We start from the raw sequence: 17,557 nt of genomic DNA, 5'->3' as shown, positions 1-17,557 counted from the left end.
GGACCGTTATTCATGTCTATTTTTCTTGTATATGGTATATAAGCCTTTTAACGTTAAGAATGGTTCATAGTGCTCAATATATTCTGATTCGTCGGCAATAATTTGGGCTAGCCCCCCCGTAGCCAAAACCGTTGGTTCTGTTTTAACTTCTTTGACCATTTTGGCGATCAAACCGTCTACTAACCCTATATAACCGTTGACCGCCCCAGATTGCATGGCAGTCTCTGTATTTTTCCCAATGACTTGCTTTGGTAATCGATATTCAATTCTTGGTAATTTGGACGCGTAATGGTAAAGGGCCTCCATAGAAATTTGCATTCCCGGTGCGATGGCGCCACCGTGATAATGACCTTGCCCATCAATATAACAAAAGGTTGTCGCTGTTCCTGAATCTACGATGATCAGTGGCGGTTCGTACGTCTCTAACGCCCCAACCGCATTAACAATACGGTCGGCCCCAACTTCACGTGGATTGTCATAATGAATAGATAACCCGGTTTTAATACCGGGACCAACGATAAGAGGCTCTTGCTTAAAATACTTAACACACATGCGTTCAAGCATGGTCATCGAAGGAGGAACGACGGATGAAATAATAATACCCGTGATATCCTCCGGTGATATGCCCTCTTCTCTTAATAACCCTTTGATCATGGTGCCGTATTCATCTTCTGTTTGTTTCTTACTTGTGGTTAAACGCCAGTGATAGAGTAACTCATCGTCTTGATACACCCCAAGAACGATATTGGTGTTTCCTACATCTATAACGAAGATCATGTTGAAGACTCCTTCCCCTGGAACTGATGTGGTTTCTGTTTCATCACTTTGACATCTAAACTGATATCGAGTGCTTGGACAGAGTGAGTCAATGCTCCCACAGAAATCACATCTACACCAGTTTCCGCAATCGGGCGAACGTCGTCAAGTGATATACCCCCAGAGGCTTCCACTAAGGCTTGCCCATTTATGATGTGCACAGCCTCTTTCATTTGTTTCACCGTCATATTATCGAGCATGACAATATCAACCTCTGCCTCAAGGGCTTCGTGGACTTGATCTAAGGTTTCCACTTCTACTTCAATTTTGGCCGAATGAGGTAAGTGAAGGCGCAGTCGACGCACGGCTTCAGTGATACTCCCTGCAGCTTTAATATGGTTATCCTTAAGCATGGCCAGGTCAAACAGGCCAAAGCGATGGTTATGTCCACCACCGATTGTGACCGCGTATTTTTCCAGCTCCCTCAGTCCTGGTGTGGTTTTGCGTGTATCGATGATTCTACAGTCTGACCCTTCAGTCTGTTCAACGTAGTCACGCGTCATCGTGGCAATGCCTGAAAGCCGCTGGAGTAAATTGAGCGCCAATCGTTCACCGGCGAGTATATCCGCTATAGGACCTTCAAGCTCTGCTATCACATCGCCTGGTTGGACATATTGCCCATCGTGGGCATGCGCTATATATTTGATCTCAGGAGACAATTCACCGAAGACCATACGCGCTATAGGAAGACCTGCTATGATGCCTGGCTTTTTGACTCGTATCCATGCCTTTTCTTCTTTCCCTTCAAACAACGGGGCTGTTAAGTCACCATGACGTAAATCCTCTTCCAACCATTGATTAATATGTTTTTTCCATTTTTGAAGATACATTTTTTCGTCTCCCCTTTAAATAACCGTGTTCATCTCTTTGGTATATCAGGTGTGTTCGCCACTCTTCTCTTGTATGAGGGAAGTCACGACGATAGTGTCCGCCCCTGCTTTCTTCACGTGACTGAGCACTCACTGTACACAAAAGCGCACAGGATAGGAGGTTTGTGAGCTCTATGATCTGCTGGCTTGATTCTTCACGCCTTTCAACCCTGCTATCGAGGTGTTGGTACACGTCGTGCATGGAGGCTTCTATGTGGGTGCGCATTTCTTGCAATTCGCTCGCTTGTCGTTCCACTCCCACATGAGACGTCATTAACGTCTGGAGGGTGTGACGGATGTTTTGTATTTTATCTGATCTGAATTTGTTATCCGATGAAGCATATATTTTAGCACTATCTGCGCCATATAAGAGCGTCTCCAAATGAGGAGGACTTCCGACTTGTGTGTCATTCTTTTCGACTATTTTTTTTACAATTCTATCGGCCATCACAACTGACTCTGATAAGGAATTTGATGCTAAACGGTTAGCACCATGAAGGCCCGTACAAGCCGTTTCTCCACAAGCATATAGGCCGTCTATATTCGTCTCTCCATGACGGTTTGTTTTGACCCCACCCATCGCATAGTGCGCAGCTGGAGCGACAGGGACTAAATTCTTGGCCATGTTGATACCATGCTCGCGACAAACGGCATTAATGGTCGGGAAGCGTTGAGATAGCCATGCCTCAGTATGTTGAGTAATATCTAAATAAACTGAAGGTTGTTCTGTAGCCATCATTTCATTGAAAATAGCGCGAGAGACCACATCTCGTGGTGCTAATTCAGCCAAATCGTGGTACTGAGGCATAAAACGTTCTCCGCGAATATTTCGCAGTACTGCCCCTTCTCCTCTCAACGCCTCAGATATGAGAAAGCCTTGTCCTTGTTTATTTTTAAATACGGTGGGGTGGAATTGTATAAATTCCATATCTTGCAGTTCCGCTCCCGCTCTCAAAGCCATGCCTATCCCATCACCTGTGGCGATAAAAGGGTTAGTCGTATATGAGTACAATTGTCCTATACCCCCGGTAGCCAAGACGACGGATTGTGCTAAAACAACGATGTCTCTCCCTGTCTTTTCTTGGGCTATGACACCATAACAACGATGACCTTGCGTCAGTAAATCTATGGCGTAAGTGTGCTCATGTATGGTTATACGTTCATTATTCTGAATCGTTTCAGTTAATCCTCTCACAATTTCGGCTCCTGTGGCATCCCCATTACAATGTAATATACGACGATGCGTATGAGCCCCTTCTTTGGTTAAAGCTAATCGTCCATGCTGTTGGTCGAATAAAACGCCGTAAGACATCAACTGATCGATCATGCGCGGACTCTCTCTCACTAGTAGATCAACGATGTCTTCGTCACATAGACCGGCACCAGCCATGATGGTATCCGCTTTGTGCTGTGAAGGTGAATCGTCCTCAGCTAGCACAGCGGCAATACCACCCTGTGCATACTGTGTATTACTGGCTCGCAATGTGTCTTTGGTCATGAGCATGACGTTCATATGTTCACTCGCTGCAATGGCGCTATATAGGCCGGCTATGCCTGAGCCTATCACGAGACAATCCGTATGTATAATGGAATGATCATGAAGGCGATCTGGTCTAGGTAATGCATACCTTGGAATATACATGTGTTCCCCTCCTAGTGAGGTTATTCACAAGCTTAAACATAACGAAAGGAGAGCGTATACCGCTCTCCTCCCATTTTATCACAATTTCCTTATTCGTCCCCTTTTTTCTTATCGTCAGTGTTTGACTCGTCGTCGTTAGACTCAGGGGCTTTGTCATCGTTATCTTTTTCAGTTGGCACGTACTTATCGTCCTCTTTAGCGTTAATTTGTACCTTTACGTCGTTGCTTTGATCGTTGTTTGTGCTCTTCTGTGGCGTTTGAGTTAATTTGCCCTCTTCTAGAAGATCTTTGATCTGATCTGCAGACAATGTTTCGATATCAAGTAATGTCTGTGCAACCAGTTCTAATTTATCTTTGTACTTCGTCAGCAATTCTTTGGCACGAGCATATTGTTCTTGAACAATTTTACGTACTTCTTGGTCAATTTCATGGGCAATGGCTTCACTGTAGTTGCGCTCATGTCCGATGTCTCGGCCAAGGAAAACCTGCCCTTGATGTTCACCGAATTGTAGTGGGCCTAGCTTACTCATACCCCACTCCATAACCATGCGTCTAGCAAAACCAGTTGCTTTGCGGAAGTCATCACTCGCACCAATACTCACTTCACCGAAGATAATTTCTTCTGCCACTCGACCAGCTAGTAGACCTGCGATACGATCCTTAAGCTCTGGCTCTGTAAGTAAGAAGCGCTCTTCTTTCGGTATAGGAATCATGTATCCACCCGCTTGACCTCGAGGAACAATAGTAACCTTGTGAACGAGATCAGCATTAGGTAAAAAGTAACCTGCTACCGTATGACCCGATTCGTGATAGGCCACAATTTTACGTTCCTTTTCTGGTACACGACGACTGCGCTTTTCAGTACCAGCTAGTACGCGGTCGATGGCGTCATCAACATCTTTCATACCGATCTCTTTTTTATCTCTTCTCGCTGCTAAGAGTGCCGCTTCATTTAAAAGGTTTTCTAAGTCAGCACCTGAGAAGCCAGGTGTTCTTCTCGCGACGATTTCAAGATCAACATCATCAGCAAGTGGCTTGTTTTTAGCGTGTACGGCAAGGACTTCTTCACGCCCTCGTACATCTGGGCGGTCAACCGTAATTTGACGGTCGAAACGTCCTGGACGTAGCAATGCAGGGTCTAATACATCAGGACGGTTCGTGGCTGCCATGATGATAATCCCTTCATTGGCCCCGAATCCATCCATCTCAACGAGGAGTTGGTTTAGTGTTTGCTCTCTCTCATCATGCCCGCCACCAAGGCCTGCGCCACGTTGACGACCGACGGCATCAATCTCATCGATAAAGATGATACATGGGGCATTCTTCTTGGCGTTTTCGAATAAGTCACGTACACGTGACGCCCCTACCCCAACAAACATTTCAACGAAGTCAGAACCAGATATGCTGAAGAACGGTACGCCCGCCTCCCCGGCTACGGCACGGCCGAGCAAAGTCTTACCTGTACCTGGAGGTCCAACGAGTAGCACACCCTTTGGTATGCGTGCCCCGACAGCATTAAATTTACGCGGGTCTTTCAAGAAGTCAACCACTTCAACGAGTTCTTGTTTTTCCTCGTCTGCACCAGCCACATCTTTGAATGTGACCTTTTTCTTCTCTTCGTTATACATTTTGGCTTTACTCTTGCCAAAATTCATAACTTTATTGCCGCCACCTTGCGCTTGGCTCATCAAGAAGAAAAACAATATAAAGATTAATAAGAACGGAATTAACGTGGTGAAGAAAGTGAGCCAGATGGGGTCCCCTTTTGCTTCAATATACGTTATATCCGCCGTGGATTCTTCAACAAGCTGTAGAAAATCTTCCGATGGGTTAGGCGCATATGTGAAAAATGTGTCTGTCTCTGAATCTAAATCGTCTGGATTGACATATTCACCTTCTATGTACCAAACGCCCCTAGCAGCTTGGATATTTAACGATTCAATTTGGTCCTCTTGTAAACTTTCAACAAATTCTGTGTATTCGATTTCAGGGGATTCTTCTCCTGATTGTGCAATAAAGTTTACAATTCCGACCGTTACTAGGAATATAAGTAGATAGAATGCAGTATTTCTAAAAAACCGATTCATCCCCAACCTCCTCTCGCGAGTAAAAAAGAACTATTTTATATTGTAGCATATCCCAAAACAGCCTCTCAAGTTTATTCGCCTTGGTATACCTCAGGTTTAAGTATACCGATGTAAGGTAAATTACGATATTTCTCAGCATAGTCGAGCCCGTATCCTACAACGAATTCATCGGGTACAACGAAACCCGCGAGATCAGGGCTTAGGTCGACGGTGCGGTTATGCGGTTTATCTAACAATGTCACAATTTTGACAGATCTTGCTTTGCGGTAGTGTAAGAGCTCCACAAGGTATTTTAGTGTTAATCCACTATCTATAATATCCTCCACGATAAGAACGTCTCTACCTTCAACGGAAGTATTAAGGTCTTTGACAATCTTCACTTCACCTGATGAGCGTGTGGAGTTCCCATAGCTCGATACATCCATAAAGTCCATTTCGAGGTGGATGTCCATTCGCTTGACTAAATCGGACATAAATAGTGCTGCCCCTTTTAGCACACATACGGCTAATGGATATCTCCCATTGTATTCCTCAGATAGCTCTTGAGCAAGTTCCCTGATCTTGTTCTGTAATTCTTCTTCAGAAATAAGCACGTCTTGCATGTCGTTAATCAAAGTTTTGACCCTCCCTTAGTTTTTCCACTGTGACTTCAATGACATCCTTTGATTGCGACCTGCAACGGCCGCGTTCAGCAACTTTAAGTCCAGGAATCCAGAGGATACCTGCTTGGTCAACAATGATGGGCCACTTGTCTCTTTGGGAGACTGGAATTTTACTATCAATAAAAATATCTTTTACTTTCTTATGCCCCTTCATACCTAACGGTTGTATCTTGTCTCCCGACCTTCGTGTCCTGACAGCTAATCGCCCTTCGATATGTTGTTTGTCAAATTGTACTTTATACTGTACACCACCTTCATCTCGTTTTGAGACGGGATTGGTCTGGTGAATGGCCGATCGATCGCTCTGCTGTTGGACCGATTTTACTGTGATCATATAGGTCGTGTTAGCGACATGCCAACTGACACTCCCCTCTTCTACTAAGGAGGCGAGCATGTCTGAAGTGTGCCCTGTCCTTTTGCCGCTAATAGATTGGTCCGCATGCTTTGAGACCTTCAACCACTCGTACTCTCGTTCAAAGGTCCATGGACCTGGCAAATGAAGTTGCTGACTTCCTTCCGTCTTCTTTGTCACGTGTAAGATTTGATCTATATGTACTTTTCCCCAATTTTGGGATGAGAAACGCCATCTTTCAGACAGACAATTTAATATTAGTAAAATCACTCTCCTTTGTAAAGCAAGAGGCAAACGTTGCAGTGGTACAAGATAGATCCGGGCTTCCCGTTCATCAACCGATATTAAAATATCGGAGATGTGCTTTTCTGCTTCAACCGACATATAACGATCTTCCTCTAAGATCGTGTCAACCATTTCAGAGATAGTGGAATGGATGTCTGGATTGAGCTCTTTCATCGCCGGAGTCACATGATGCCTGATATAGTTGCGCGTATAGGCGTCCGAATCATTACTGGAGTCATGACGTGGCGATATATCATGTTTCAGACAATAGTCCTCTATCTCCATACGCTTAACGGATAGTAACGGCCTCACAATTGTAAGATTAGTACCTTCCACTTCCCGCCGTAATGGTATGCCAGTCAATCCACTGAGCCCAGTCCCACGTATCAGACGCATAGTGACTGTCTCTACCTGGTCATCAGCGTGATGGGCCACTGCAATCTTATTACACTCCCACTCCTCGGCCACTCGATAAAAAGCTTGGTAACGGCACTCTCTAGCCGCCACTTGTTTACTGACCTTGTGTTGTTCAGCATACGCATGAACATTGACAGATATGACTTTACAGGGAACTCCCCACTCACGACACCTGTGTTGTACATAGGTTGAATCGTTGTCTGCTTCTTCTTCTCTTAAATGATGATGAACATGTATAGCAAAAACCTTAATATGTAACTGGCGCTGAAGCTGACAAAGTGCATGGAGTAAAGCCATGGAGTCAGGACCGCCTGAGACTCCTATCAACACACGATCTTGAGCATGAATCAATTGATGGTCTCGTATATAGCGCCTCATGTTTTGCTCCATACTATCTGTCCGTCCTTTCCCATCCACAAACCATTGACCCAGGGAGATTGAGTACAATTTTAATCTAGATAAATACCTGTGAAACTAAGTATAGAGCAAGTAGGAAGATCAAGAAAGAGGAAAACAATAAAAAAGATAAAAGCTTATTGACGAATCCATTATGTTTTTGATGTTTGGGGTCAGTAGCGGAAGCGTTATCCTTCATAGTGTTATGATGACGCTTGTCCGTAGGTTTTTTCTGCCACGCTTGCACTAAGGCTTGTTTCATCTGTTTCGCTGACTGAAAGTCCCCGTTCATCGCTTGCCAAACAACTGATTGATAAGGGTGCAAGGCGGAATGTGACATGATCTGGCTTTTCAATGTAGCCTTCGTTTGGTCTGACCGTTGGATATGCGTCAGGCCGTATAATTGAAGGCATATCATGGCCACACTAAACAAGTCGTAACGGGGTTCTGCTCTTCTACTTCCCATGCCCCAGAAACCCCGATCATACCATTCTGTATACTCTTTTATAGATCGCCCCATTTTAGTCATACCCCCTGGGTCGAACCAGGCCATACGCGGGGGCTCGTTCGTCACTCTGAGATTATCAGGCTTGAGATCCCCAAAAACCCAGCCGCTTTGGTGCAATTCTTCCAAAAAACCTAGTAATTGTACCATTAACACTGGGACCCAAATCCGGCCACGACGACGAATAAAGGTTTGTAACTCCGAACCTGCTATGACATTCATCGTATAGAAGGGGCGAACATGCCCGTCATCTATCCAATCATCAACATCCACTAATGAAGGCCCAAGGATACCTCCTCGAGCCTTCTGAAACTGCTTAAGTACGTTCACTTCAGACATCATGGCATAGGCATCATCTCCTACTTTAAGGGCGAGCTGTCTACCTTGATGAGTCACTAAATATACAGTCCCAGTGGCCCCCTCCCCCAGCTCTCGTTGGACATGGTACTCATGTCCCGTCCATTTGCCACGGATCAGGGTTGGTTTTACTTGTTTAATAGACGTAGTCACGGAAAACCCCTTCTTCCTCGCTTCCACCTATGTCTTTGCCCGTGAAATAGCGAATCGCTTCCTCCAGAGCTGGTCCAGTAGGGGTCGTTCCCTGTGGTGATATACGCGCCAATGTCTTTTCGATGCTGTGAAAATCATCTGACCAGTCCATATGCTTATACGCATTCGGTTGCTTGCCAGTACACGGGTAGGTCCACAGTGAGAAACGATGATCTCCAACTCTCGCTTGCATCGACAAGCTCAAATCTCGTAAAGACTGCTTAACAGCTGGTAGCTTGTGCGCCATTGAGGCACTCACATCTACGAGTACGAGCACATCGACGGCCATCGTCTCACCTAGGTCTTCAACAACTTCGACGACCTGCCCTCTCTTCTGAGGCGGTAAAGATTGGACATCTTCTTGTCCTAGGATGTGCTGTAGTTCTTTATTCACTACTTGATGAATCGTTTGTGTCATCGCTTTTCTCGTCACCATCTGTACAGTCCGTGGTAAATGCTTGCTATGTGCCATCTGGTGTACACCTTTACCCGCTAATGCAATTTCTTTGATTTCTTGTATCCCTTGTTCACCAAAACTATCATCATCCACAATGCCGATCACATTAACTGTAATACCGTACTCAGCTGCCATGTTTGCCACCGCCACGGGATCACTGCCAACGTTAGAGCATCCGTCCGTTAACAGTAAAATCTGCTTCAGTTTTCCTTTATTCATTGAACACCCTCCTGGTCTCACAATCTAGTAGCAGTGTTGACCAGTGAGGAGGATTTCATACTAGTTTGGCCTTCCCCATACATGGATGACCATCGCGGCTATTAAGATATACGATTATGGTTAGTTTTAAGCCTTGGAATACCGATCGGTGAAATGGAAGACCATTCTGGTAGGTTTCGCTCCACTTTCGCCACAACGACCGTCATATCATCTATGATGTGACCGTGGTGTAACCTGACCACTTTTTCTAGTAATAAATCTGCTACAGCTTGTGGGTCTGTCGTTTCTATTTCAGATATCAAACGCTTCATCCACACTTCTTTATTTTCTATCGTTCTGGGGGCATCATAAATACCATCCGTCACCATGATTAGGAGATCCTCAGCTTTTAGCTGCTCACTGACCACATCCACATCGATATCCTGCAAAATCCCCATTGGTAGATTGTGGGCGGACACGGTTAACACCTGGTCTCCTCTTTTTACAAAGCTCGGAGTAGACCCTATTTTCAGAAATTTTGTTTTAGCGTTTTGTAAGTCAATCATCGCTAAATCTAACGTCGAGAATATTTCATCTGATGAACGTAAGGACAGCACGGAGTTGATCGATTTGATGGCTACCGTTTCTTCAATACCTGATTGTAGTATTTGTTGTAGTAAGGACAGTGTTTCTAAGCTTTCTTGGTGCGCTCTTTCTCCATTGCCCATACCGTCCGATATCGCGAGCGCATACTTACCATTACCCACTTCCATGGTATTCAGGTTATCTCCGGACACATAACCTCCTCCTTTGGCCGCACTGGCGATCCCTGTTTCTACCCGAAAAGATTTGGCCGATTCCAAAGTCATTTTACAGTAGCCATCATTAAAGAATGCACATTCCTTTTTAGCCACTGTGATCGTTTCTCCCACAATTTCAGATAGTAATGGTGCAACGATTTTGGCACATTCATCCCGTCCGTCACATTGAGGCTGACTGATTTCAATTAAGACATTGCCTTCTTCTAGGGAGAGGATATCAACATAACGTACGGATAGCCCAAGGTCGTCAAAGGCATCTAAAATCTGTTGTTCCTGCACTTGGTGACTTTCCCCTTCTTTCTGAATCTCACGGGCAAAATCTGTCATGACCTGAGAGACCCCTGACAATTGGTCAGCTACAATTCTACGACTCTCTGCCATTTTTTGTTTGTATAAAAGCTGTGAGCGGAACTGTTCAAATTCATCTTCCATGGCGCTTGCCACTTTATCGGACTTGATACAATGCTTGCTAAAGTTAACCTTGAGGGGTTGTTTCACTTCTCCAAAGCTATACATGTTTTCATACATTTCCTTCATATAACCGTACGTCTCGTCAAATTTACGCTCCCAGCATTGCTCCTTTTTAAAACACGACTGACACGTTTTCTCCGTTATCTTACTAAGAAATAGATCGACTGTTCGTTCCTGATCCTCTTCTACCACCTGCGGGTTAGCTGTAAAGCTGTGCGCAAGCTGACCGAAGACTTGTGAGAATTGATTCACCTTAACAGCAGTAATATCTCTGATTCTTCTTGCATAATCTTGTTGTACGTTACTATATTCAACCGTGCCGGGTATATAGGTCGATAGTCTTTGAAATACGGACTTGGGTGTCAGGAAGAAAAGCGCGATGGCAAACAGAGATTCGTGTACGGTACTGAGCAACACACCTTCTCCAGTATAGAGGCCAATTAATAATGTTCCCACGAGTAAACCGATGGCCACACCGATCTTTTTACCGTCTTTTAATAAACCACCTAACAGACCGCTAAAAGCGAGTAAGCTCATTTGCAGTAACGCTTCAGTATTAGCAAGACTTAAAATAATACCCGTGACAACACCAACGGTAGCACCGATGGCACCTCCTGCGGCCATGGCGAAAACCAACACGGCGTACCGTGACAAAATGTGTTCAAGTGATAGTCCAAACATCATCCAGCCTACTGTGCCCGTCATGACTGATGCTAGTAGTATGACCACACAAACGATCTCTTCATTCTTCAACGGTTGCGTTCGTTTATTCGTTGTCATGAGTGGGATGCTTTGCACAAAGATGAGCGTGAGCACCAGTGCTAGACCGGCTTCAATCGTCCCCATAAACAGCCTATAGCCTGTCCACTCTGTTAACAGTGCCGCTCCGATATTAGACAACCAAACGACACTAAACACGGCAAATGGGGTATAGGTCAGTTCTCCCTTCCCCCATACCTCTAATAGACGTTGTACAAGGAGGAAAAGTAGTATACCGGTCAATAATGTGTACGGTGTTCCTAATTCATGACTCATGGCGCCGGAGAGAGCGGCAAAACCGACCAACATCATGCGGTCTTTTCGGACGTGGTACAAAACGGCCATAAACGGTATGACAAAAGGAGCCAATTCCCCAACAATCACCGCTCTTCCAAGCAAAAACCCTAACAAAACCAATAATAGTCCCCAACGATGAACGATTGTATCAATGCTATTCTGAACCCACCTGGTTATAGCTTCATGTTTGAAGGTTCGTTCAAAGAATGGATGGATGACTCGTTCTTCAACTTTCCGAAACATATGAACACCACCTGGTTTCTTCGTTTTGGTGGTACCATTATAACGAGGAGGCTCCTAAGAATTTGTCAAAATAAGCAGCACCTCACAAAAAAGTGTGCGACATAATTCCAATTGTTCAGCTAAAATCAGTGCTGCATTTGCACTATTAGTCTTCGTTAGTGGGGGAACTTGTCACGATATATAAAAAAGACACTGAAAGTTTCAGTGCCTTCTTATAGATCTATATTTAAACATTTCATGCTTTGTGTTTTATGTCATTGACATGATATAAATGGCAATTAGCTTCGACGGCCACCTCGACCTCCTCGTTTGGAATCCTGTTTTTTTAATGTCGTCAAGCGATCTTCGCTATCTTTTTGAAATCGGTTCATGAGGTCCTCAAAACTCGCTGAACGACGACGAGAACGTGGACGGTCAGAGTCACCGGAATGGTGAGGCTTCGCAGACTTGGAAGGCTTGTTTTCACGCGCAGGGCGATCTTGTGCCTTTCTGATAGATAGTCCAATCTTACCATCTTTTTCAACGTTGATCACTTTCACTGTGACCTTATCGTTGATCTTTAAAAATTCGTTGACATCCTTCACATAGTTATCTGCAATTTCACTGATGTGGACAAGACCTGTAACTCCTTCGGGCAGCTCAACGAATGCACCAAAGTGAGTAATCCCTGTAACCTTTCCTTCTAACTTGCTGCCTACTTCGATTGACATTTACGAAATGATCCTCCTTAAAAACTAAATAAAAATAAACCTCTCTACTTCAGATTATACCCGAAGTTTGTCATGGTGTGCAACGAAATCCACTTCCAGTTTTTACTCCCCGGGTACAAATATCATTTCTCCTGGTCGTGAAAGGAAAAGTTGGCTACGTGCAATCTCAGCAATATAGTCTTTGTCATGCAATCTGCGCACCTGGTACACAAGCTCCATCTGTTCTTCTTCCGCTTGGTCCACCTGTGCTTGAACCATTTCAAGCTCTTCCTGCCGTTTGACGATCTCTTCTGTCTGTGCCGTCCATTTTGTACCTGCCCAAATCATAAATACAACTAAACCGACACCAAGTATTTTAAAGCGCTTTTTACGTTTTCTTGCTTGGCGCTCCTCTTCTGCGAGTCCTTCTCGAACTTGTTGTTGCGCTCTCTGAGTATGTTGTAAAGGCGGGTGTTGAAAAGGTTGCATCTTGGATCATCCTTACTTCTGGAATTTGTTTAACAACCTATTCAACATCCTTATAAAAAAACCTTCTTTTTTATTTTGCTGTTGTGTATGAGGTCCCTTTTTTACTTCTTTTTTCTTTATTTTATGAGCGAGCCACCGTTTAAACCTCGTTGCGATGGCGTTCCTCAGTCTGCTTATCAAACGCCCCAAAGGACGCCATAACACGCCTAAAAAACGTAACCCAAACTGACCGATACGTAAAAGTAAGGTCATGACCATAACGATGAGCGCAATAATCATTTTATATAGATAAACCATGGGTTTTATCAGTAATATGTCCGTCACTTTAATCACGGTATGATAAGACCAGGCGACGATGCGGATAATCGTATCTAGGGTACGTCTGTACAAGTTTTGAAATAAAGCTCGATACATGGCGTAACCACAGAGGAGAGATAAAAAGATGTAAACTCTCACGACCCCTTCGTTCACCCACTGAAGCCACAAAAAGATAAAGAGCCCGTTCAGCAGCCAGAATAGAAAGTCTTGAACAAAAGTGAGCCATTGGTTTTTTTTCAGTCTTAAACGGGCATACGTATCGTGGGAGGCACCGAGATAAAGACCAGCCCCAACCATATGAAGCATGGTCAGAGCTTGTATCGTTAAACTCATTTAAATAACTTGCTAAAGAGGCCTTTAGCTTTATCCCCGCTTGAAGTGTGATCGACGTAAGCCATATCCGCGATCGTGCCTTCTATAGATACCAGCCCATTCTCAACGTTTAAGTTTTTCATGTGCAGGTTCTGACCACGTATCGCTAGAAATCCGCACTCCGTTTCGAGTAAGAATTCTTCGTTGTCAAAACTTTCAACATTGATGACACCTGAGATGTCCATAGACTTCCTATTATTCATCTTTATCTCATGACTATTACTTTCTATATGGCCGTACCGATTATGGTCCATACCTGTCCCCTCCTTCTAGTATAAATTATGGGACAGGATAGGGGTTTAGAACTAAATTTGGTGTAAAAGCATTAAAAAACCTCTTAAGTATGGCAAGGCAACTTTGCCCACTTAAGAGGTCATTAAGGACTCATTTCTCCGAATCCAGCGGTTCTTCCGACTTTAGGGTATACATGGATCCCGCTTCATCCTTTTTACTCGTTTCTCTAAGGTTGTCGACCTGAACAGAAACAAGTTTGTGTCCAAAACGAATCTGTAACGTGTCCCCTACCTGGACCGTACTACTCGCTTTAGCTTGATTCCCGTTAATCCATACTCGGCCTTTTTCACATACTTCTTTGGCCAATGTACGGCGTTTAATCAGTCTAGACACCTTTAGAAACTTATCTAAGCGCATTATTTTACAGCTTCTTTAAGCTTGTTACCAGCTTTGAATGCTGGAACAGTCGTCTCTGGAATTTGGATCTCTTTACCCGTTTGTGGGTTACGTCCAGAGCGGCTTGCGCGTTTGCGAGTTTCAAACGTACCGAACCCAACAAACTGCACTTTATCACCGGAAGAAAGTGCGCCCGTAATTTCATCTAATAAACCGTTCACGACAGTTTCAACGTCCTTTTTTGTTAGACCGCTTTTTTCAGCAATGTTAGACACTAACTCAGTTTTGTTCATAAGTCTATACCTCCCTTTCAATCTACCCAACTTATTCGTGACTGACTGAGGAAATCCTTCTTTATGAAGAAAAAATATTATTTTTTTTCCTCAGTGCTCCCGTTTTTTTGTTTTTCTTGTACCTTGATATTTTCCCATTGATCGATCACGTCCTGCACCTGATCCACGGAGGAATCTCCAAACACATGAGGATGACGTCGAATCATCTTGTCGTTCAATGACTGTATCACGTCTTCCATGGTGAATAACCCCTCGTCCTCCCCAATCTGTGCATGTAGGAACACTTGTAATAGCACATCACCCAGTTCTTCTATGAGATGATCGACATCATCTTCCTCAATCGCCTCTACCACCTCTTGGGCTTCTTCAAGCATGTACTTTTTCAGACTTTGGTGCGTCTGTTTCTTGTCCCAAGGGCATCCATCCGGTCCTCTTAGTGTACGAAAGATGTCTCTAGATTTTTCATAGCGGCGGTTAAGGATGCGCTCCTCATCTGTTGGTGGTACATACACTGCTGTGAGGTTGTTCATTTCCGTTACACGATCTAATGCGTATAATGGCACCGTCTGTACAACCTCCTGTGCCGACCCTACGGCTGTGGCAATCGTGACTTCATATTCATCTGGGAAAATCTCCATTAACGTCAGCTTCACCTCGGAAGCCACCATAGCGTCATACACTTGTGTCAGTATCATATGGCATTCTGGTTGAATATCTTTCACGCTGAAGGCTAGTGCGTCTAACAGTGCGAACCCCTCCACAGGGTCGACACGCAACCGACTAAGTAAGGGATCAATAAAGCTTTGACCCGCCCCAACGATGATTTGACAATCGTGGTAGGGTCCGCGTTGTAAGAGTAATTGCACTGTTTTCTCAGCCACTATAGGATGGCCAGGTACAGCGTATACGAGTACTTCTAGATCCTTGGCCTTGTCCAACAGCGTCGTTACAATCTGTTCGTACACTGCTTCAAAATCATCCTGTTGCTCATATATCTCATCAAATGATTCATACGTTAAGCCTTCTTGTTCCAGTTGGTGAACAACAGGATGTTCCTTTGTCCGGAGATAGATCAATTGACTTTCTTTCAACACATCGTAGCTACCTAGCGGTAACTGTTTCAAGTCTCCAGCTCCTAGACCAACCACGTGTATGATAGACATCTCTGACCTCCTACGATTTAAAGAATTTAAACTTATCTAATAAGGGAACGAACCGATTAACTTTAGGAACTGATTGCAGCTCCTCCTTAGTCACAGCACCGAACTTTAATAGTCCAAGTGCATAGGTGACGACACCCACTGCCACTGAAGATAAGGCCACAATGGCAAAATATATACGCTCATGCGTAATGACACCACTTAAGGCGAACAATAGACCTTCCATTGTTAACCAGACCAACACGGCCATTGCTATAACGGCCGTGAACGGCTTGGCGAAAAATACCTTAAAGGATAGTTGCAATTTCGTGATTTTGTGCAAGGCCACAAGATTTAGGATGGTGGCTACACCGTAAGCTAAGACGGTAGCTAATGCGGCACCAGTGATCCCCCATATCGGAATAAGGGCAACGTTAAGTATAGTCTTGACAACAACACCTGCGAGCAAATTTCGGGCAGGTAAGATAACACGGCCGAGCCCCTGTAACACGGCACCGGACGCAATCCCGAGTGTTGAAAACATGGTCGTAAAAGCGAGGACAGCAAGCGTTATCGTACCATCGCCCGTTTTGTACAGCATAATATTGACAGGACCTGCTAACACCGCAAGACCAAAAGAAGCTGCCAGTCCTAAAAATAAAGTTAACCTTAAAGCCATTTCAGACCGAACGGCGATGAGTTTGTGGTTATTTTTGGCGTAAGCCTCAGAAATAGAAGGGACTAGAGCCAATGATAAAGCTGTCGCAAAGAAGGCAGCGAATTGGACGAGGGGCTGCCCCCGATCAAAGACCCCTTTTAAATTCCTAGAATCGATCGGTTCGATACCTGTATGATTAAGAACTTTAACCACCGTCATCGCATCCACTATTTGAAACAACGGTAAAACCATCGCGCCTAGACATATCGGAATGGCTAAGTATAAAATGCGCTTAATAAGCTGGACTACCGTTTCTTGAGTGAAAGTCTCTGGCGCTGATGATTGATCCTCATCACCATGGGACTCTTCCGTGGTGGGCGTCGCTTTTTGTGGTTGTTTATTGTGCTTAGCTTGTACTCGACGCCACAGTAATAATAAAAAGATCAGCGCGGCCGCCGCCCCGGTAAAAGCACCAAAAACAGCACCGGCACCCGCATAGTACTCATCATATTGATTGGCCATAAACCAGTAACTGAGTGCAATAATCGTGATTACTCTTATAATTTGCTCGATGACCTGAGATATGGCCGTCGGTACCATATTTTGATGACCTTGGAAATATCCACGTATGGCAGCCATAAAGGGCACAATTAATAAGGCAAATGATACACTGCGTAAGGGCAAGATAAGGCCATCATCTTCCATCCAGGAGGCGATATACGGCGCCCCCGCGTACATGGCTAAAAACGTGACAAGACCGGTCAGTGACAGCGCGACGGCTGACACCCGGAACACCCTTTTGGCTCCGTTATGATCTCCTAAAGCAATCCTTTCGGCCACTAGCTTGGAAACAGCTATAGGAAACCCAGCCGTCGCCACTATTAATAACAAACTATATAATGGATACACTTGTTGAAAGACATACAAACCTAAATCCCCTGTTATGTTTTGATATGGGATACGGTACACAACACCCAAAACCTTGGATATAAGAGCTGCAGCAGCTAATATCGCAGTTCCTTTTAATAAGACTTTTGTTTGTTCTTGCTCTGTCATGGATGTGAACTCCTCTCACTCGCCAAACTCCCCATATTATACCACATTATAAGCCTCATGACGTTGTTCTTTGGTCTAATCCTATTT

Annotated in this window: 17 protein-coding genes; all 17 read right to left on the bottom strand. The window is 44.5% G+C overall.

What is annotated here, in order from left to right:
* Positions 1-6: 6 nt before the first annotated feature.
* Positions 7-777, bottom strand: a complete 771-nt coding sequence (locus JKM87_RS16440; protein ID WP_202081468.1) for a type III pantothenate kinase — start codon at positions 775-777, stop codon at positions 7-9.
* Positions 774-1,646, bottom strand: coding sequence for a carboxylating nicotinate-nucleotide diphosphorylase (nadC, locus tag JKM87_RS16435; RefSeq protein WP_202081467.1), 873 nt, complete (start codon positions 1,644-1,646; stop codon positions 774-776). Before nadC ends, JKM87_RS16440 begins: the two co-directional genes overlap by 4 nt.
* On the bottom strand, positions 1,615-3,327 hold the full coding sequence (nadB, locus tag JKM87_RS16430; protein WP_202081466.1) for an L-aspartate oxidase: 1,713 nt from the start codon (positions 3,325-3,327) through the stop codon (positions 1,615-1,617). Before nadB ends, nadC begins: the two co-directional genes overlap by 32 nt.
* An 89-nt stretch (positions 3,328-3,416) precedes the next feature.
* Positions 3,417-5,414, bottom strand: a complete 1,998-nt coding sequence (gene ftsH / locus JKM87_RS16425; protein ID WP_202081465.1) for an ATP-dependent zinc metalloprotease FtsH — start codon at positions 5,412-5,414, stop codon at positions 3,417-3,419.
* Positions 5,415-5,485: 71 nt separating this feature from the next.
* On the bottom strand, positions 5,486-6,016 hold the full coding sequence (hpt, locus tag JKM87_RS16420; protein WP_419761871.1) for a hypoxanthine phosphoribosyltransferase: 531 nt from the start codon (positions 6,014-6,016) through the stop codon (positions 5,486-5,488).
* Positions 6,017-6,020: 4 nt separating this feature from the next.
* The gene (gene tilS, locus JKM87_RS16415; protein ID WP_236838901.1) at positions 6,021-7,520 is read right to left on the bottom strand and encodes a tRNA lysidine(34) synthetase TilS; all 1,500 of its coding nucleotides are present in this window, start codon (positions 7,518-7,520) and stop codon (positions 6,021-6,023) included.
* A 64-nt stretch (positions 7,521-7,584) separates the two neighbouring features.
* Positions 7,585-8,541 carry a protein kinase domain-containing protein gene (locus JKM87_RS16410; protein WP_202081463.1) on the bottom strand — a complete coding sequence of 319 codons (957 nt, stop codon included), beginning with the start codon at positions 8,539-8,541 and terminating at the stop codon, positions 7,585-7,587.
* Positions 8,525-9,256: a vWA domain-containing protein gene (locus JKM87_RS16405; protein ID WP_202081462.1), complete on the bottom strand. Its 732-nt coding sequence runs from the start codon at positions 9,254-9,256 to the stop codon at positions 8,525-8,527. Before JKM87_RS16405 ends, JKM87_RS16410 begins: the two co-directional genes overlap by 17 nt.
* Positions 9,257-9,357: 101 nt before the next feature.
* Entirely contained in the window at positions 9,358-11,826 is a 2,469-nt protein-coding gene (gene spoIIE, locus JKM87_RS16400) for a stage II sporulation protein E (RefSeq protein WP_202081461.1), read from the bottom strand.
* Between the two features lie 278 nt (positions 11,827-12,104).
* Positions 12,105-12,536, bottom strand: coding sequence for a S1 domain-containing RNA-binding protein (locus JKM87_RS16395; protein WP_202081460.1), 432 nt, complete (start codon positions 12,534-12,536; stop codon positions 12,105-12,107).
* A gap of 102 nt (positions 12,537-12,638) precedes the next feature.
* Positions 12,639-13,004 (bottom strand): FtsB family cell division protein, encoded by a 366-nt coding sequence (locus tag JKM87_RS16390; RefSeq protein WP_202081459.1) that lies wholly within the window; start codon positions 13,002-13,004, stop codon positions 12,639-12,641.
* Positions 13,005-13,016: 12 nt separating this feature from the next.
* Complete coding sequence (gene yabQ / locus JKM87_RS16385; protein ID WP_202081458.1) at positions 13,017-13,655, bottom strand: spore cortex biosynthesis protein YabQ; 639 nt, start codon at positions 13,653-13,655, stop codon at positions 13,017-13,019.
* Positions 13,652-13,948, bottom strand: a complete 297-nt coding sequence (yabP, locus tag JKM87_RS16380) for a sporulation protein YabP (protein WP_202081457.1) — start codon at positions 13,946-13,948, stop codon at positions 13,652-13,654. The genes yabQ and yabP overlap by 4 nt, the downstream gene beginning before the upstream one ends.
* A gap of 130 nt (positions 13,949-14,078) precedes the next feature.
* Entirely contained in the window at positions 14,079-14,345 is a 267-nt protein-coding gene (locus JKM87_RS16375) for an RNA-binding S4 domain-containing protein (protein WP_202081456.1), read from the bottom strand.
* Entirely contained in the window at positions 14,345-14,617 is a 273-nt protein-coding gene (locus JKM87_RS16370) for an HU family DNA-binding protein (RefSeq protein WP_202081455.1), read from the bottom strand. Before JKM87_RS16370 ends, JKM87_RS16375 begins: the two co-directional genes overlap by 1 nt.
* A gap of 77 nt (positions 14,618-14,694) precedes the next feature.
* Positions 14,695-15,780: a MazG family protein gene (locus tag JKM87_RS16365; protein ID WP_202081454.1), complete on the bottom strand. Its 1,086-nt coding sequence runs from the start codon at positions 15,778-15,780 to the stop codon at positions 14,695-14,697.
* Between the two features lie 10 nt (positions 15,781-15,790).
* The gene (locus tag JKM87_RS16360; protein ID WP_202081453.1) at positions 15,791-17,470 is read right to left on the bottom strand and encodes a putative polysaccharide biosynthesis protein; all 1,680 of its coding nucleotides are present in this window, start codon (positions 17,468-17,470) and stop codon (positions 15,791-15,793) included.
* Positions 17,471-17,557: the final 87 nt, after the last annotated feature.

The sequence above is a fragment of the Caldalkalibacillus salinus genome, assembly GCF_016745835.1.
Taxonomy (GTDB): Bacteria; Bacillota; Bacilli; order Caldalkalibacillales; family JCM-10596; genus Caldalkalibacillus_A; species Caldalkalibacillus_A salinus.
The sequence above is the reverse complement of the archived record's forward strand: the minus strand, read 5'-3'. Positions and strand labels throughout refer to the sequence as shown.